Genomic DNA, 17,011 nt, shown 5'->3' on the forward strand with positions numbered 1-17,011 from the left:
AGGAAGAGCGAGGGGTCATGGAACGGACGAGCCGAAAGATACCCGTCACCGAGCGGCAATTCTTGTGGGTTCAGGACGACGACAAAGGCGAGGTCACCTTGCACGTCGGGCCCACGATGGTCTCGCCGACCGCGGCCGATCGGGTCGTCATCGACGACGGAATGGGCGGTTTCCGCGAGGACACCACGGGCAAACCCCAGAGCATGGTGGAGCTCGGGGACAACCAGTACGCGGTCCTCTTCAACCCGCTCCTGGAGAGCGACAGCGGCCCGAACGGCCGCTTCAAGAATGGCCGCAACGAATCGCGCCCGCTCCGCAATGGCACGCGCTCGATGATCCCGGGCCCGTGCTCTTTTTACCTGCGCCCCGGCCAGCGCGCCGACGTGCGTGACGCGCACGAGCTCGCCTCGAATCAATACCTCGTCGTCAAGGTGTACGGCGAGGTCGACAAGAACGCGCCTTACTACGAGGTGACGGCGCGATCGGCGGCGATCACGCGGGCCACCGCGGAGAACCTCGACGAGCAGCCGACGACCACCGTGGACGCGCTTTCCCCCGTGCCGCTCAAGCGCGGGCAGCTCATCGTGATTCGAGGCCTCGATACGCAGTTTTACATCCCGCCGACGGGCGTGGACATCGTGCCGGATACCTCGATCGACGACAGCGGCGCGGCCATCAGCGCGGCGATCGCGCGGCAGGTCCTCGCGCAGAGCGGCGAGGAGACGGCCGCGCTGGAGGAATACGCGGCCGACGACGAGGCGACCGGGCTCCGGGGCCAGGCGCGCAGCAAGGTGCCGAACCAGTTCATCGATCAGTCGGCACGTATGCGCGGACGCAAGGCCGCGCCCTCCCCGCCCCCGCCGCAGGCAGCGCCCGCGCCCGCGGCGGCGATTGCGGCCGAGGCCAAGATCGGCGCCGCCGCGGTGCAGGATCTCCTCGCCTCTTCCGCGGTCCGTCGCGCGCTCGAGGCCGAGGCGCGGCAGGCGCGGCTCATTCGCCGCGCAGTCGTGCTCGGCGAAAAAGAGTATTGCGTGATCGTGGACGCCGACGGCAAGCGCGAGATCAAGGTCGGCCCCGCGCGTGTCTTCCCCGGGCCGTACGACACGTTCATGACCCTCGGCTCGCGCAACCGCGTGTACGACGCTTACGAGCTTTTGCCGCAGCGCGCGCTCTGGCTCCGCGTCATCGCGCCGATCAAGCGGGCGGACCTCGCCGCGAAATTGCCGCGTGGCTTCGAGCTCGCGAAGGACGAGTATTTCCCCGGCGACGAGCTGCTCCTCACAGGCGTCTCGACGTTTTTCGTCCCCTTCAACGAAATCGAGTGCCTCTCGCCCGAGACCGGCCAGGCCGTCGTCGGCAACGACCAGAGCCGCGTCTTCATCGAGGCGATCGGCATCGACCAGAAGAGCGGCATTTACGTGCGTGACCTCGCGACCGGCGAGGTGCGCCTCGTGCGCGGCAAACAATCGTACCTCGTGGATCCACGCAAGGAGGTGCAGGTCACGCGCACCGTGCCGGCGGACGACTGGAACTTGTGGATCGCCTCGAACGAGCCGCACAAGGAGACGCAGCGGGCCATCACCACGCCGTGGGCGCTCTCGATCCTCGTGCCGAACAACACGGCCGTGCTCGTGACGAGCGCGAATTCGCGCCGCGTCGTCGAGGGGCCTTGCGTGACGCTGCTCGGCTACGAGGAGTCGCTCACCTCGCTCTCGCTCTCGACGGGCACGCCGAAGAGCGACGACGAGCCGCTCCGCACGTGTTTTTTGCGCACCGTGGGCAACCGCATCTCCGACAAGATCACCGTGGAGACGGCCGACTTCGTCAAGATCTCGGTGCGCGTCTCGTATTCCGTCGAGTTCCTCGCGGACCACAAAGACAAATGGTTCAACCACGAGAACTACATCCAGTTCATCGTGGATCGCCTCCGCTCCATCGTGCGAGGCAAATGCCGCGCGGTGTCGCTCTCCGCGCTCTGGCCCGAGCTTCCGGCGGTGTTTCGCGACACGCTGCTCGGCGAACGCAAGGACGGCGCGCGGCCTGGGCGGCTCTTTACGGAGAACGGCACGTTGCTCTCGGAGGTCGAGGTGCTCGGCGCGGAGATCGAGGATCGCGAGGTCGCCGCGCTCATGCAGAAGGTGCAGACCGAGAGCGTGACGCTCGCGATCGGCGATCGAAAAGCGCAGGAGGCCCTCGCGTCGGCGAAGCTCCGCGCCGAGGTCGAGCGGCAAACGCAAGAGCTCGTCGCCGAGGCGCGTGTGCGTGCGGCGAAGCTCGAAGAGCTCTCGCGCAAGCTCGCGCACGAGGCGGCGCTCGCGAAGGCGCGCGAGGACGAGGCCGTGCACAAGGAGCGGCAATCACTCGCGGACACGCGTGAGGCCGAGGCGCAAAAGGCCCGGCTCACGCGGGAGAACGAGGAGAAGGCGTCGATGCTCGACGGCTTCCGCAAGGACGCGGAGGCGCGCGTCGAGGCGCAGCGGATCACGCACGAGGCCGAACTTGCCTACGTGACGCGCCTGCGCGAGCTCGAAATCAAGCTCATCGAGGTGCAATCGAGCGCGACCGTGGCCGAGCGCCAGGCCGTGCAGAAGCAGCTCGTCGAGGCCATGGTCGCGCTCGGCGACAAGCTGCTCCTCACCGAGGTCGCGGGGAACATGAACCTCGTGAGCCTCTTCAAGGGCAAAGACGTCGGGACGATCCTCTCCGAGGTGCTCGGCGGAACGAAGGTGATGCCCACGCTCCGCTCGATCATCGACACCGCTGCGACCCCGGCGAAGGGCGAGCTCGGGGCCGGCGCGGAGGCAGGCACGCGGCCCGCATAGTGTCGGGGGCGCCGATCGTGTAACGTCGGGCCTCATGTTGCTGAAGACCGGCCCGCGCAGCCGCGCGCGGGCGTGGATCCTCTCGGGGGCGCTCCTCTTCGCGCCCCCCGCCTTCGCAGGGGATCCTCCGAAAGATCCGGCCCCGAACGATCCGGCGCCGAAAGAAGAACCCCCCAAGGACGAACAACCCTACGTCCACAAAGGGTTTGTCTACCGGAGCACGACCGCGGTCCGCTACAATCCGCTCGGGCTCTCGAGTTTCTTCCGCGTCGGCTACCAGCGCCCGCTGCTCGGCCCGCAGGACAACATCCTCCTCCAGCGCACGTTCGTCGGCATCAACGCCGTCACGACGATCACGCCGGCGTTCATCCGCGGAGGGCTGCGCCTCGACGTGCAGCCGCTCGCCTTTTTGCAATTCCTGTTCGCCTACGAGGGAATGGCCCTCTTCGGGACGTACGACTCGCTGCAATCGTTCAAGCGTGTCTCCGAGGATTTCGGCGACGTGAAGCAGATCGAGCGCGGAAAGCAGGGGCTCTCCTATCGCACGACCGGGGGCATCTTCACGGCCGACGTGATCCTGCAGGCCAAGGCCGGGCCGATCCTGCTCGTGTCGGACACGCAGTTCATCCATACCGATTTCACGATCACGCCTGGCGACCGATTTTATTTCGATCTCCCGTTCAGCATGCTCGCCATGGACGACGGCTGGATGGTCTCGAACGAGACGGACCTCCTCTTCGTGACCTCGTTTGGCCTCATGGCGGGCGCGCGGCACGGGGTGTATCACACCTTCTTCCCGGCCGAGCTGATCGCCGGCGAGGAGGCGCGTGCCGAGCAGATCACGCCGATCGAGTTCGCGGGCCCGCTCCTCGGCTTTCAATTCCCCGAGCACAACGGGCCGAAACGTTTCAATGCGCCCGGCATCTTCCTGAACGTGAGCTGGTGGATCCGCAATCCCTATCGAACGGGGCAGGAGGTCGCCGCGACGGTGCCCTACATCGTGGGTGGATTCACGTTCAAGGGGACGCTCTGAACGTGTGCGCCATCGTGGTAGCTCCAGCGGCTGCGTCAAAATTCAGGCGAATCTCGCGCTAGGACACGCCCGCAAACCCTGGCATCATGGGAGCAGGTTCCCGAACCCCTCGGCGCCGGAAGCTCGTCTGCCATGAAAAACGAATCGACGGAACGCCTCACCATCGGCCCGCACGTCGTGACCTTCGTGCCGCCGGACCTGCTCGTCCTGGAGTTCGGGGTTCCCCTCGAAGTGGACACCTTCAGCCGCGTCCTCGACTACATGTACGGGATGGGGGCCGAGCGAGGCCCGTGCAAGGTGCTGATGGACATTTCCCGCATCCGGAGCGTCCCCCGCGACATCCGCGAAGCCGTCCGCGCCCGCAAGGACGCCTCCAAGAACACGGCCGTCGCCTTCGTCGGCGCGCCGTTCAGCGTGCGCGTCGCCCTCGAGATGATCATCGCCGCCATCCGGATCCTGAAGCCCGAACGGCCGCGTTATCCCAGCGCATTCTTCGCGCACAAAGAGGAAGCGCTCGCCTGGCTGCAATCGCAGCCGAGCGCCGCCGCCTCGAACCACGCCGCTTGATGAATCGAGGCCCGGCGCGATACAAGCATCTTTCCATCATGTCGCCCGACTCCCCGCCCACGGTCCTCCGCTTTGGTGACCATTGCGTCAGATTCGTGGCGCCCGACGTGGCCATCGCGGAGTTCAGGAACTTCACCAACACCGAGGACGTCGTCGCCCTCACCGACGTGCTCCGCGCAGCGAAAAAGCGGGAGGGGCAACTCTTCACCCTGGTGGACCTGTCGGGCGTGACGACGGTGCCCCAGCGCGTACGGATGACGGGGGCCCGCATCGTGCCGGACTACGACGCCCTCGCGTTCGTGGGCGCCGGCTTCGGCCTGCGCGTGATCACCGAAATGGTCATGCGCGCGACGAAGGCGCTCTCGCCAAAGTTATCGTTCCCTTATGCATTCTTCGACGACCACGCGGCCGCGCTCGCCTGGCTCCAGACGCATCGGCGCGCCCGCGAGGCCACGGCCGAGGCGACCGGCCTGCGCTGAACGAGCAGCCTTTCAAGGCGCCGGCGCGCTCACGTGCTCCTCGATCGCCTTCAGCACGAGGAGCGAGCGCCGCAGCACGTCGAGCCCCACCTCGTAAGGCATTGGCTGCGGCTCTGCCATCGCCGCCTCGTAGCTCGATTCGAGCTCGGCCGCCCGATCCGTGAGATCGCTCGTCGCGCCGCCGTACGGACCGTGCGCGACCGCGAGCAGCGTCTCCACGCCGACGGAGAGCCCGTGCACGAAGGCCTCGCGCCGAGGCGGCGAGCCCGGCAGGCCCGGGCCCCGCATCCCCACGGCCGCCTGTTGCATCTCCTCCGCCGCGAGGCGCGTCCCCATCGGCTCGCCTTCGGGCACTTCTTCGAGCGTGAACGCGAAGAGCCGCAGCAAACGATCCATGTCCGCGTCGCCCGGCGGCATCCCGCCGAGCTCGGTGCGACGCAGGGCGATGCTGAAGTCCGCGAGGGGCCGGGCGAAGCGCGCGAGGGCGACGTAGATGTCGGGCGGCGGGGACGCCCGCAGCGCGGCCTGCTGGATCTGACGCACGAGAGGCAAATACGTGGGCGGCGCGTTTTCCCGCACGACGAGCACGCACCCGCCGAGCAGGAGCAGGCCTCCGCAAAGCGCCCCACGCACCATGGCTCCTCCCGCCGTCCGGGGCTGCAAACCGCGCGCCGGTGACGCCGCACCGCCGTTCTGTTAAGCCGGAACGCATGACGCACACGCAGACGTCGCTCGCCCTCGCCGCGCTCGCCCTCGCGCTCGTGCCCTTGGCCCTCGGCTGCGAGGAGAGCACGCCTTCGCCCTCCCCGGCCGCTTCGGCCGAGCCGCTCACGGCGCCGAAGCCCATGGACGTCGTGCCTGCGAGCCCGCCCAAGGTCGACCTTGGCCCGCTGCCCGTGCCCGCCATGTCCGCCGCCGACCTGCCCCCCGATCCCGCGTCCTCGGCGGCCCCGAAGTCCACCGGGACGACCCCGGCCGCAGCCCCGGCCCCGGCCCCGACGACCCCGACCGGCGCGGCCAAAGGCGGCGCGGCCCCTGCGGATCTGCGCGCTCCGACCCGCACCAGCCCCGGCCCGATGGCCCCGCGCCCCACCGAGTGACCCCGACGCACGGCCCCGAGCGAGGCCATGACGATGGGGGGATCCCTTGCGCGTGAACCTGTGGCAAACTCGTTCACCGTTCGAGGGAAGGTTCATGAACGACACCGCGCGCCGCGAGCAGATCCTCCAGGCCGCCGATCGATTGCTTCGGCATTACGGGCCTCAAAAGACCACGGTGGCGGACGTGGCGCGGGAGGCCGGCGTGGGCGTGGGTACGGTGTACCTCGAATTCACGTCGAAGGAGGCGATCGTCGAGGAGCTGTCGCGCTCGCGGTACGAGGTCGTGCTCGACGCGATGCGCGTGGCGGCGGCGGCGGACGGGCGCTCGTTCGGCGAGCGGCTCGTGGGCGCGCTCGACGCGCGGCTGCGAGCGTATTTCACGCAGGCGGACGGCGGCGCGCACGCGTGTGACCTCTTCCATTGCGGCAGCCCCGCCGTGAAGAGCGCGTCCGAGCGGTTTTACCAGGAAGAGTGTGCCCTGCTCGCCGACCTGCTCCGTCGAGGGACGGAGGCCGGCGAGCTCGACGTGGCCGATCCGGATCTCACGGCGCGGGTGATCCTCCGGGCCTACAAGAGCTTCACGCCGCCGTGGATCTTCATGGAAGAGCGCGACGAGGTCGTGCGGCTCTCCGCGGCCATGCATGCGATCGTGCTTGGGGGCGTGGTCGCGCGGAAGTAGCAGATCGCCTGCCTTCAGCCCTCCCCGAGCCGCTGGAGATGGGGGCGCGCTCCGGCTTCCTCCACGACGACCCAGGGGTCCTTCGGGTCGTAGGCCGTGACGCCCCAGATCGGGAATGGCGGGGCTTGGTCGAGCGAGGAGAGGCCGTCGCGCAGGAGGGCGCGGCCGGCGGCGGAAAGGGTGTAGAGCGCCGTCTGCCAGCCGTTCGGCGCTGTCCAAGGTTTGGCGTGCAGCGCGCCATGCTCCGCCCATTGGGCGAGGCGATTGAAGATCGTGATGTCTCCTGTCACGGAGACCCAGCGCCAGAGTTCCTGGCCGGTTTCATTCTCGCGCCCGAGGATGCGCGCGGGCGACGAAGGCGTCTGGTTTACGCAGCCGAGCAAGAGCGTATCGAAGGTCGAGAGGCTGAGGCCGCGTGCGGTTCGCTTGGGAAAGAGTCCGGCCTGGTAGACGCCCAGGTCGAGCAGCACTTTGTTCTCCCGCGTCTCGCGGAGGGGCTTTCCAGACAGGATCGGCGAAGACGCCGTGAGCTTTTTCCACAGACGCGCCTTCTCTTGAACCTCGCGGAGCGACAGAAGGCGCGCTGTCCCCCAGGCGTTGCGTGCCATTGCGGGCTCCAGGGTAACGTATACGATGCCAAAGCTGAGGCGCGCATGTCTCTCCTCGTATTCTCCCACGACGATGAGCGAAAGATCAGGCTGCATGGGCCTGCACTGGAGCCGATAGAAGCAAAGCGCCCATAGTGCGACTCGGTCGTTCCAGGTGAGTGAGGTCCAGAGGACGACCGGCTCGTCCGCGGCGAGAGCTTTGAGGGTACGGCGGTACGATGCCAGAAACCTCACGCGCTCTTTCCCTTGGAACTCCCAGACATCTGCCCAGAAATCTGCGCGCATGCGCCTCTGGGCATCGAGATCCCGAACGTACGGACCCACGAGCCAGCCATCGGAAACCAAGCTCACGGGGAGACGCATCCCGCGGCGAACGACGAGACCTACTTGGTTGGATGTAGCGATGTGGAGGGTCATGGCACGCTCAAAAGCCGCACTGGACACATTGAGAGGACGGAGGGTCGCCAGATCTACATCGGTCGTGACATTCGGCGCATACGGTGGGTCCGGCTCCTGACCGACACCAATACGGGGCGTACTGCTGACACTTGACGTACTTTCTGATGCACACTCGATTAGAGCCCTCCTGCTCGCACTTTTCCTGGCAATCTCTGTAGTTCGCATGCGCCGTATCCTGGCAAGCCCTCCGCTGCGCCGAATCCTCGATCTTGCCACACTCGATCGAAGCCGCATCATACCCCGCCTGACACTCGTCATCACACGGCCCCCCCGAAACGATATTGCACACCGGCCCATCCGGCTCCGGCGGAGCACTCAGCGGCTCGAACGGCACACTCCCATACCCACCCACGCCCACGCCGGTCGGCACGATCACCCCGCCGCCCACCCCCGACGTCTCGTACAACTCCTCCCGAGGAAAACATTCCCCGTCCGTGTAGTTGCAGGCCATGAAACACAAAGCTGCAACAACCGCAATCCCCAGGACTCCCCTCGTTCCATTCATATGGACCTCCATCGAAACACGGGCCCAGCCACGAGCATCGCCGCCCAGCCTCCAGGCAACACGAGGCTCCGTCCGCCCACCCAATCCACGTTCGCGCTGACCGACACCCCGACAACACCACCAAAGTACACGTTCACCTGCGCATGCCCCCCCGGCGAAAGCCCCACGACACGCCCGCACAACGTCGCGCCACAAGCAGGCATCGTGTAGACAGAAAACGAAGGTCCCATCCGGACATCGCCGTCCTTCCACGCATACCCGAAGGCCGCGGACATCTGGTTGTACACCCCCACCCCGAGCCTGCCGGTCCCCGGCAGGATGCTGCACAGGTCATCCACGCCAAACGAGAAACCACTCTCCCGGCGCCACGACAGCGCCGCGTGAGGGCTCACGGCAAAGCGCGGCAGCGTCCCGACGAGCATCCCTCCGAGGCTCACGCCGCCGGCGAGCTCATACGCCTCCGCCGACGTCGCGACGATCAGAAGAAGCACGGCGCCCCCGACACGGCCCGCGAGCTGCCTCTCCCCCCGCACCCGCCCCGCCCCCTCCCGCGTACCCCTGCGCACCATCCTACGTAGGTACGCAGGGTACCTGTTGACGCAAACCTCCGTCAACCGCTCTGCCCACGGCCGCGACACCACGCAGGATCAACACGAGGCGCTCCCCCGCCGCCGTACGCGCCGATCCCCGTCAGCCGCAAGCGCACCGCGCCCTCGTGCACGCAGCCCCCGGTCTTCTCCAACCCCGCTCCCCCACCCCTTGCGAGGGACCCGGATCAGCAACAACAGGCAACGGCGACCCCTTGCAACCGACCCATGGCAGCCACGAGACCCGGCGCCCACGTGTCGCAGCCGATCCGGATCGACCCCAACACCAACCGTCCCGTGCCGCGAGGCGGTCCGGATCCTTCGCACCCCCCGGCACGTGCCCCTCCCCCGTGAGCCGTGTCACGCGCGTCTTGACGTTGGGCCCCGTTGCATGCGAGTTTCCCCACCCATGCGCAACCTGCACCTGGGTGATCTCGATATCGGTCTGAAGAACCTCGCGACCGAACGCAAAGCGGACCTCGACCTGTCCGCGGCGGGCAAGCTGTATGGCCCCATGCTCGCGAGGAGGCACGAATCCATCCAGAACCTCCCCGAGGTGCTCCGGAAGCGTCCCCTCGTCGCCGAGCTGGAGGCGACCGATGACCGCCACGACGGGTACGGCGGGGCCATCTTCGCGTATGTGGAGGCCATTCTCCTTTTGCCCATCGCCTCGGACGCGACACGCGCGGCCGCCCTGCGGATCCGAGAGGCCTTCGTGCCGAACAGGACCGGCCTCACGGATTCTTATGCGGAGGAAGCCGCGACGGCCATGAAGAACCGCCCCAAGCTCGCCGAGCTGGAGGCCGATCTGAAGATGTTTCCAGCGCCGGACGGCAAGACGCTCCACGATTGGGTGAGCGGCTTCCTCGATGCAGGGGACGATCTCTCGACGTTGCTGAACGAGCGATCGCTCGTCGGCGTGAGCAGCAACGAGAACGGGACCAAGCTCCGGAGCGAGACGATCAAGCTTCTTTATCAGTTTCGCGCCACGCTCCGCACCGAAATGGAAGAAAACCCGGCCCTGCCCCGGGACCTCGAACGAAGGTTGTTCAGCTATTTCGACGAGCTGAACACGCGAAGGAAGAGGAGCGGGAAGAGCAAAACAGAAGCGCCGGCAGAGGGCTCTGCGCCGACGGGGAATCCGGGCGGCTGAGTTTTTTCTTCAAGCACAATACGACCGACCGACCGCAGGTTCGAGCTCGGCGCGCCTGCGCCGCAGCCGCTCGCTCATCACATTCGGAATCTGCGACGCCGCGGCGATCGCCTTGTCGAGCTGGCGCATGGCGCGCTCGCGATGGCCGTGGCGCGCGGCGTGGAGGGCCCGGACCTCCAGGACCTCGATGTGCTCCTGCCCCACGCTCGCGCGCGCCGAGCGGGCTTCGAGCGCCTCCCACGCCGAATCCATGTCGGAGAAGCTGCCCTCGGCGTCTCCCGTCGCGAGCTCGATCATCGCGCAGAGCACGTCCTCCGAGGGCGACATCTCGCCCGCGCCCCCGCGCAAGGCAGAGGCAATGGCGCGCGCCGTGCGCGCATCGCCGCGGACGAGGGCGATCCGCGCGTCGAGCAACGCGAGCAGGGCCGGGCGCACGCAGCCCGCGAGCCGCGCCGCGGCGGAGCTGGCCGCGCGGACCATGGGCTCGGCAGCGTCGACGTCGTCCATCCAGTACAGGTGCTCGGCGAGGTTGTAATGGCCCGCGAGCTCCAGCGTGGGCTGGCCGAGCTCACGGCCAAGGTCGCTCGTGCGCTCGAAATCCTGGGTCATGCCCTCGCGATCGCCGCGGAAGGCCCGCACCATCGCGCGGGTGTTCCACGCGGCGCCGAGGTGCAAGAGATCGCCGCGCTCCTCGCAGCGGCGAATGACCTCGTCGAGCATGGCAGCGGCCTCGTCGACCCGGCCGAGCAAAGGCAAATTGTACCCGAGCAGGAGCCGCGCAATGACATACGTCTCATAGGCCTCGTCGCCGAGGCGGCTCGCGAGCTCGGCCGCGCGCGAAAGCTCGGCCGCCGCCTCCTCCCCGCGCTCGGCCCGCAGCGCCGATCGCCCGACGCCGAGCAAGAGGCGCGCTTCGAGGAGCGCCGAGCGCTCGCACGGGCCGACGTCGGCCTCGCGCGCGGCGAGCACACGGCGCTCGGCCTCGCGATATTCGCCCATCCAATCGAGCACCATGGCCTCGTCGAGGAGGAGATCCACGACGAGCGACGCCTCGCCGCGCCGCGAAGCGCCGTCCCGCGCCCGCGCGAGCGCGTCGAGCGCGTCGTGATACCGGCCGAGGCGCATCCGCGAGAGGCCACGGCCGCGCTGCGCGGGCGTCGGCAGCTCGCCCCAGAGCGCCTCGGCCTTGCCATAACATCGCTCAGCGTCGAGGTCATCCTTGCGGGCCGCCGATTGCTCGGCCGAGGCCAGGTAAAACGCGGCCGCCCGCGCCGCCGCGCCGCCGCGCTCGAAATGTTCCGCGAGGACCAAGGCATCGGCCTCGCCCTTCTCCTCCAGCCATTCCGCCGCGAGGTGATGCCCGAGCGCGCGATCCTCGTCCGTGAGCATCGCATACGCGCCCTCGCGCCAGAGCGCCTGGCGGAACGCATATTGAGGTTCGCCCGGAATGCGGCTCTCGCGCTGGCGCGTGACGATCTCGTGCGCGACGAGGACCGCGAGATCCCGCGCGACGGCCTCGTCGTCGTCGCCCGCGAGGCGCGTGACCGCGCCGCGCCAGAAGACCGCGCCGAGGATGCTCGCGGCGCGCAAGGTGCGGCGGGCGCTCGGCTCCAACCGTTCGAGGCGCGATTGCACCATGGCCACGACCGTCCCGGGCGGGGTGCCCCCGCGGCCCTCGGCCTCGGCGCGGATGAGCTCTTCCAGGAAAAACGGGTGCCCCTCGGACGAAGCGACGAGGCGCTCTTCGAGCCCCTGGGCCCGCTCGCCGAGCGCGTGCCGGACGAGGCGAACGCACGCGCGCGGAGAGAGATGCCGGAGGCGGACGTCCTGCCGGCCGCGGCTCGACCAGAGGCCCGGGACGTGCTCGTCGATCTCGGGGCGCGCCGAGGCGACGAGGAAGATCGGCTCGAACGCGAGGCCCTCGAGCGCGGCGTCGAGCGCGAGTAGCGAGGCGCGATCACCCCAGTGCACGTCTTCGAGCAGGAGCACGAGCGGTTTGTCCGCGCACTCGGCGCGCAGGAAGTCACGCAGGGCGCGCTGCATCTGCTCGCCGCACAGCTCGGGGTCCTGGCGCGCGGCGCGGAGCGGCAAGTCCTCGTCGTCGGGGAAAGGCACGCCCGCGAGCTCGCCGAGGAAGTGCGCGACGCGGCGGCGATCCCGCTCGGGGACGCGGCGCGCGACGCGCGCGAAGAGCAGCTCCCGGCGGCGCGCGAGGGACTCGCCGCCGCGGATGCCCGAGGCGCCGCGCAGGACCTCGGCGAGCAGGCCAAAGCTCGAAGCGACGCGCAAAGGATCTCCGCGGCCGAACCAGATCTCGGCGGGCTCGACCGCGGCCCGCTGGCGCTCGACGAACTCGTGGAGCAGGCGCGATTTGCCGATGCCAGCAGGGCCCGAGACGACGACGACACGCGCGGCCGGCTCGTTCTTGCAGGCGCCGAAGGTGAGGTCGAAGAGGCCGAGTTCGTGCTCACGGCCGACACAAGGCGTGGCCTTGCCGAGCAGCGGCCGGGAGACCTCGAAGCTCGCGCGCTCGCCGAGGAGCGCGAAGCCGCCGCCTTCGAGGGCCTCGACGTCGAAGCGCGCGTCGAGCAGGCCCGCCGTGGTCTCGTCGAGGGCGATCCGCGCCTCTCCGCTCCGCTCATGGAGGAGCCGCGCCGCGCGGTCGATGGCCTCGCCGACGGGCACGCCACGCGAGCGCTCGCCGAAGCCCGACGCGACGGCCATGGCCGCGCCGGGCGCGCGCTCCGAGAGCGCGAGCGCGCAGCGGGCGACGTGCGCCGCGACGTCCGTGGGCACGCGTGTCTTGTCGATCACGACCGCCGCGGTGCCGTCCGCGAAGACCTCGAGGTGACCACCGAAGCGCTCGGCGATCGGGCCGAGGTCGTCCATCGGCGAGGCGCAGGCGAGCGTGGTCGTCGGGAGAAACGTAGGGGGCGGGCCCTCCCTGCGGCCACAGAGCACGACGCCGAGGAACCTCCGTTCGCCCTCGCCGAGCGTCGATCGGGGCGCGGAGGAGCGCGGGGCCTCCGAGATCGGGGGCTCGAGGTCCTTCTCGGCGGCGAGCGCGAACGCGACGGCCGCGCCGTCCTGGGGCCTCCCGAGCGGCTCCTTGGCGAGCATACGAGCCATGAGGACGTCGAGCCACGAGGGCACGGCGGGCGCGCGCTCGCGGAGGCGCGGCGCGTCCTCGAAGATGATCTTCGCGAGGACGGCGATCGTGTGATCGGCGCGGAAGGGCGGCGCGCCGGTGATGCACTCGAAGAGCAGGCAGCCGAGCGAGAAGACGTCGGCGCTCGCCTTGACGATGCTGCCGCTGCGGACCTGCTCGGGCGCCATGTAGCTCGGCGTGCCGATGACGGTGCCGGTCTGCGTGATGCGCGAAGCGTCGCCGCAATGTGCGATGCCGAAGTCGAGGATACGCGGCTCGTCGACGGACCCGTTCACGAGGAAGACGTTCTGGGGCTTGAGGTCGCGATGCACGATGCCGGCGTCGTGCGCGACGGCGAGGGCCTCGGCGAGGCGTTCGCCGAGCGTGACGGCTTCGCGGAGGGTGAGCGGCCCGCGGTCGAGCCTGCGCCCGAGGTCCTCGCCTTCGAGCCATTCCATCACGAGCAGCGGGCCCGACGCCGCGGACGTGTCGTACGCGACGTAGCGGACGATGCCCGGGTGGGAGAGGCGCTCCAGGATCTGCGCCTCGCGGCGGAAGCGCTCGAGGCTCTCGGCCGAGACGGCGACGAGGATCTTCGCGGCGACGACGTGACCGGTCACGAGGTCGATGGCGCGAAAGATTTCGCCCATCCCCCCTGCATTGACGCGCGCCTCGACGCGGAAGCGCCCCCCAAGCACCTCTCCCGGCCGCACGAGGGGTAGCGTAACCCTAGGATTTCCGGCGTCCAGGGACCATCGGAAAGGAAACGACAATCGCAATTCGACCGGGTCGAATCGTCATGGCGCGGCAGGACGCCTGGAACGGAGGGCGGCGGGGTCTCAGGGCAATCCGGTCGTGATCACGAACTTGGTCGTCGTCCCGCTCAGGCCGGGCCTTTCGATGCAGGACGGATAGTACTGGCCCGCGCCGTTCAAGTTCTGGCAGACGTTCGCGCAGGGGCCGACGATGTCGATGATCCCGCACGCCTCGATGCCGCCGCCTTCGCGCAGGTGTCCCACGGCGCAATCGCGCTTCCAGGCGCGCGAATTCGCGACCGTGGCGCTGTTGTAGCAGGCGTGAAGGAACGGCGTGGGCGCCCAGAGGTTGCCCCAGAACGCGCCTTCGACGTCGGGATACTGAGCGAGCTCCTGGCTCCCGGTGAGCGTCTTCAAGGGCTCGGTGAGCGACCGGATCGAAAGGGTGACGGGCACCTGGTAATAATTGACCCGGGCCGCCATGCAGGCGCTCACCATGGATTGCCCCTGGGTATCGAGCCGCCCCGTGGCCCAGCAGGGCGCGACGCCGAGCTCGCCCTTGTATACCTCGTCGTGGTCGACGCCGTTGCCGTCGGTCCAGGTGAACACGAAGCTCTGCGCGGGGGTGAAGGCGCAGCCGATGGCATATTTGAGAAAGGCGCGGACGAGGGCGCCTTGGGGCCCCGGATCTTCGATCGCCGCGAGGGCCTGGGGATCGAGTGTGTTCAGGGCGAGCGCATTCAACGCGAGCGCGTTCAGGGCGAGCGCATTCAAGGCCAGCGCGTTCGCCCCGAGGTGGTTCCCCTGGACGAGCGCGACCTCGGCCTCCATGACGTCATCGGAACGCTCGTCGGTGTACGCAATGCAGCCCGGGGCCAGAGCCACGAGCGCCATCCCCAACGACCAAGCTCGCATGTGCACCTCCAGGGAATGTTGCTCCCTGGGTGGTCCGTCCGCGGGCGACCCCCTTTGGACGAACACCACAGGGGCGGTCGGTTGGATGCTCGTTCGTGGGAGGGCGTAGCGCGACGTCGGTGGTACGCCGCGCGAGGGGTGTCCCCGTCGGAACGACGGTCAGGGGAGCGCGGTCGTGATCACGAGCTTCGTGCTCGCGCTCCCGGTTACGTAGGGTTTTTCGACGCAGGATGGATAATATTGGCCGCCGCCGTTCAAGGCCGCGCATACGGAGCTACACGGACCGACGATGTCGATCATGCCACACTCCTCGATCGTGCCATCGTCGCGCAGATGGCCCGTGGCGCAGTCCCGGCTCCACGCGCGGGAGTTCGCGACGGTGGCGCTGTTGTAGCAGGTATAAATGGCCGGGGACGCGCCCCACAGGTTGCCCCAGAACGCGCCCTCGACGTCCGGAAACTCGATGAGCTCCCGGGCCCCGGTGAGGAGCCGGAGAGGAGCCTCCGTCGACCGGAGGGAGAGCAACACCGGCACCTGATAATAATTGACGCGCGCGGCCACGCAGGCGCTCACCATGCGCTGGCCATTGAGATCGAGCGGCCCCGTGGCCCAGGCCGGGGCGATACCAAGCTCGCCCGGATAGGTCTCCTGATGCACGACGTTCGACGCGTCCGTCCAGGAGAACGAGATGCTCTGCGAGGTCGTGAGGGCGCACCCGACGGCGTACCGGACGAACGCGCGGGCCAGTTCGCCCTGGTTGGTCGGATCCCGGATCGCCGCGAGCGACTGTGCATCCAGCTTGTTCGGGGCGATCCCGTTCAGCGCCAGCGAGTTCAGCGCCAGCGCGTTCAGCGCGAGCGCGTTCGACGACAGCCTGTTGCCGTCCACGAGCGCGGCCCCGCCTTCGAGGACGTCCTCGGGGCGGTCGAATGCATCTCCCACGCAACCGCACAAGAAAGCCGCAGATAGTCCAATCATCCAAAGCCCGATACGCATACATTCCTCCTCTGATGTTCGTCGGCGCCATGAACGACTCACGGAAAAACACGCGTGGGTCGGATCGCCGACGGGTTCGTGCTTCGATGCGCAGCAGACGCAACGCGTTGCGCGGCCGAGCATCGAGCCAGCCGCGCGTTGTGTTGTTAAGAAGGGGGAGATGCGGGGAGGGGTGGACGCGGGAACGGGACCGGAGGGAGGGCCCGTTCAGGGCAGCGCGGTCGTGATGATGTGCTCGGTCATCGCCGGATCCTGGTCCGGCTTCCGGATGCACGACGGGTACGCGCCCGTCTCGCCGTTCACCGGCTCGCAGACCGTGTCGCAGGGCCCGACGATATCGATGATGCCGCACTCCACGACGGAGTTGTCGGGGTTCAAATGGCCCGCGGCGCAGACGCGATACTTGGAGCGGGAGTGGGCCACCGTGGCGCTGTTGTAACAAGAATGGAGGTACGAGCCATCCTCGTCCCATAGGTTGCCCCAGAACGCGCCCTCGATGTTCGGATACGTCAGGAGCTCGTTCGGGTCGACGACCTTCAAGGGGGCCTCGGGAGACCGCATCGAGATCGTGACGTGCGTGCCATAAAAGTTGGTGAGCCCCGCCAAGCAGGCGCTCACCATGCGCTGGCCCGTCAGATCGAGCGGGCCCGTATGCCAATAGGGGGCGAGGCCGAGCACGCCCGGATAGCTCTCGGCGTGCTCGACGTCTTGCGCGTCGTGCCAGGAAAACTCGAACGTCTGGCCCGCCTGGAGCGCGCAGCTCACGGCGTACTTGACGAACTCACGGGCGAGGTCGCCGTTCGCATCGGCATTTCGGATCGCCGTAAACGAACTCGGGTCGAGCGCGTTCAGGTTCAGCGCGTTCAGGTTCAGCGCGTTCAGGTTCAGCGCGTTCAGGTTCAGCGCGTTCAGGTTGAGCGCATTGTCCTTGATGACCGCGCTCTCCGCTTCGCCGACCGCCTCCTCCCCCTCCGGACCCACTTCTGCGGTGCACCCTCCCAGAGCCGCCGCCAAAACCACGAGCTGAGCCCCTCGACCGAGAATACGCATGATTGACCTCCGTTCCTGCCGCAAGAAACCGACGGAGCCGAACGATGCAGGGATTCCGGACATTCCATTATGTCTATATGCGTTCTTAGAACGAAGCAAGCACAAAAATGGCGGAAATCGCTGTGCCGAGTTTGCTCAACATGAGCAATCCCCGC

The 17,011-nt window shown here is 68.2% G+C and carries 14 protein-coding genes; 7 read left to right on the forward strand and 7 right to left on the reverse strand.

The features are described from left to right. Positions 1–17: 17 nt before the first annotated feature. From E8A74_RS27545 to E8A74_RS27560, 4 genes are all read left to right on the forward strand, one after another. Complete coding sequence (locus E8A74_RS27545) at positions 18–2,822, forward strand: hypothetical protein (protein WP_136932059.1); 2,805 nt, start codon at positions 18–20, stop codon at positions 2,820–2,822. A 34-nt stretch (positions 2,823–2,856) separates the two neighbouring features. Beyond that, positions 2,857–3,855: a hypothetical protein gene (locus tag E8A74_RS27550; RefSeq protein ID WP_136932060.1), complete on the forward strand. Its 999-nt coding sequence runs from the start codon at positions 2,857–2,859 to the stop codon at positions 3,853–3,855. 132 nt (positions 3,856–3,987) lie between these two features. After that, the gene (locus E8A74_RS27555; RefSeq protein WP_136932061.1) at positions 3,988–4,422 is read left to right on the forward strand and encodes a DUF7793 family protein; all 435 of its coding nucleotides are present in this window, start codon (positions 3,988–3,990) and stop codon (positions 4,420–4,422) included. Between the two features lie 38 nt (positions 4,423–4,460). Beyond that, positions 4,461–4,901: a SpoIIAA family protein gene (locus E8A74_RS27560; protein WP_170229415.1), complete on the forward strand. Its 441-nt coding sequence runs from the start codon at positions 4,461–4,463 to the stop codon at positions 4,899–4,901. A gap of 12 nt (positions 4,902–4,913) precedes the next feature. On the opposite strand, the gene E8A74_RS27565 is transcribed toward E8A74_RS27560, so the two are convergent. Continuing rightward, the gene (locus E8A74_RS27565) at positions 4,914–5,537 is read right to left on the reverse strand and encodes a hypothetical protein (protein ID WP_136932063.1); all 624 of its coding nucleotides are present in this window, start codon (positions 5,535–5,537) and stop codon (positions 4,914–4,916) included. Positions 5,538–5,611: 74 nt separating this feature from the next. Between E8A74_RS27565 and E8A74_RS27570 the strand changes: the two genes are divergently transcribed. Both E8A74_RS27570 and E8A74_RS27575 read left to right on the forward strand, forming a co-directional pair. Beyond that, entirely contained in the window at positions 5,612–6,001 is a 390-nt protein-coding gene (locus E8A74_RS27570; RefSeq protein WP_136932064.1) for a hypothetical protein, read from the forward strand. A gap of 94 nt (positions 6,002–6,095) precedes the next feature. Continuing rightward, on the forward strand, positions 6,096–6,680 hold the full coding sequence (locus E8A74_RS27575) for a TetR/AcrR family transcriptional regulator (RefSeq protein ID WP_136932065.1): 585 nt from the start codon (positions 6,096–6,098) through the stop codon (positions 6,678–6,680). A 14-nt stretch (positions 6,681–6,694) separates the two neighbouring features. Here E8A74_RS27575 and E8A74_RS27580 read toward each other — a convergent pair whose 3' ends face one another. Both E8A74_RS27580 and E8A74_RS27585 read right to left on the reverse strand, forming a co-directional pair. Continuing rightward, entirely contained in the window at positions 6,695–7,522 is an 828-nt protein-coding gene (locus E8A74_RS27580; RefSeq protein ID WP_136932066.1) for a hypothetical protein, read from the reverse strand. Positions 7,523–8,248: 726 nt separating this feature from the next. Continuing rightward, positions 8,249–8,743: a hypothetical protein gene (locus E8A74_RS27585; RefSeq protein WP_232379768.1), complete on the reverse strand. Its 495-nt coding sequence runs from the start codon at positions 8,741–8,743 to the stop codon at positions 8,249–8,251. Positions 8,744–9,248: 505 nt separating this feature from the next. Between E8A74_RS27585 and E8A74_RS27590 the strand changes: the two genes are divergently transcribed. After that, entirely contained in the window at positions 9,249–9,992 is a 744-nt protein-coding gene (locus E8A74_RS27590; protein WP_136932067.1) for a hypothetical protein, read from the forward strand. Positions 9,993–10,001: 9 nt separating this feature from the next. On the opposite strand, the gene E8A74_RS27595 is transcribed toward E8A74_RS27590, so the two are convergent. The 4 genes from E8A74_RS27595 to E8A74_RS52760 form a co-directional block, all read right to left on the reverse strand. After that, positions 10,002–13,853, reverse strand: a complete 3,852-nt coding sequence (locus tag E8A74_RS27595; RefSeq protein WP_136932068.1) for a serine/threonine-protein kinase — start codon at positions 13,851–13,853, stop codon at positions 10,002–10,004. Between the two features lie 126 nt (positions 13,854–13,979). Then, positions 13,980–14,810 (reverse strand): hypothetical protein, encoded by an 831-nt coding sequence (locus E8A74_RS27600; RefSeq protein WP_232379770.1) that lies wholly within the window; start codon positions 14,808–14,810, stop codon positions 13,980–13,982. A gap of 159 nt (positions 14,811–14,969) precedes the next feature. Continuing rightward, positions 14,970–15,806 (reverse strand): hypothetical protein, encoded by an 837-nt coding sequence (locus E8A74_RS27605; protein ID WP_232379771.1) that lies wholly within the window; start codon positions 15,804–15,806, stop codon positions 14,970–14,972. Positions 15,807–16,013: 207 nt separating this feature from the next. Next, positions 16,014–16,856 (reverse strand): hypothetical protein, encoded by an 843-nt coding sequence (locus tag E8A74_RS52760; protein WP_170229406.1) that lies wholly within the window; start codon positions 16,854–16,856, stop codon positions 16,014–16,016. Positions 16,857–17,011 lie beyond the last annotated feature (155 nt).

Origin of the sequence: Polyangium fumosum (assembly GCF_005144585.1) — a bacterium.
In the GTDB taxonomy this organism is placed as follows: Bacteria; Myxococcota_A; Polyangia; order Polyangiales; family Polyangiaceae; genus Polyangium; species Polyangium fumosum.

Excerpts from the sequence above, each read along its gene's own strand:
- E8A74_RS27545 (WP_136932059.1), top strand. The coding sequence starts at position 18 with ATGGAACGGACGAGCCGAAAGATACCCGTCACCGAGCGGCAATTCTTG.
- E8A74_RS27550 (WP_136932060.1), top strand. The coding sequence starts at position 2,857 with ATGTTGCTGAAGACCGGCCCGCGCAGCCGCGCGCGGGCGTGGATCCTC.
- E8A74_RS27555 (WP_136932061.1), top strand. The coding sequence starts at position 3,988 with ATGAAAAACGAATCGACGGAACGCCTCACCATCGGCCCGCACGTCGTG.
- E8A74_RS27560 (WP_170229415.1), top strand. The coding sequence starts at position 4,461 with ATGTCGCCCGACTCCCCGCCCACGGTCCTCCGCTTTGGTGACCATTGC.
- E8A74_RS27565 (WP_136932063.1), bottom strand. The coding sequence starts at position 5,537 with ATGGTGCGTGGGGCGCTTTGCGGAGGCCTGCTCCTGCTCGGCGGGTGC.
- E8A74_RS27570 (WP_136932064.1), top strand. The coding sequence starts at position 5,612 with ATGACGCACACGCAGACGTCGCTCGCCCTCGCCGCGCTCGCCCTCGCG.
- E8A74_RS27575 (WP_136932065.1), top strand. The coding sequence starts at position 6,096 with ATGAACGACACCGCGCGCCGCGAGCAGATCCTCCAGGCCGCCGATCGA.
- E8A74_RS27590 (WP_136932067.1), top strand. The coding sequence starts at position 9,249 with ATGCGCAACCTGCACCTGGGTGATCTCGATATCGGTCTGAAGAACCTC.
- E8A74_RS27600 (WP_232379770.1), bottom strand. The coding sequence starts at position 14,810 with ATGCGAGCTTGGTCGTTGGGGATGGCGCTCGTGGCTCTGGCCCCGGGC.
- E8A74_RS27605 (WP_232379771.1), bottom strand. The coding sequence starts at position 15,806 with ATGCGTATCGGGCTTTGGATGATTGGACTATCTGCGGCTTTCTTGTGC.
- E8A74_RS52760 (WP_170229406.1), bottom strand. The coding sequence starts at position 16,856 with ATGCGTATTCTCGGTCGAGGGGCTCAGCTCGTGGTTTTGGCGGCGGCT.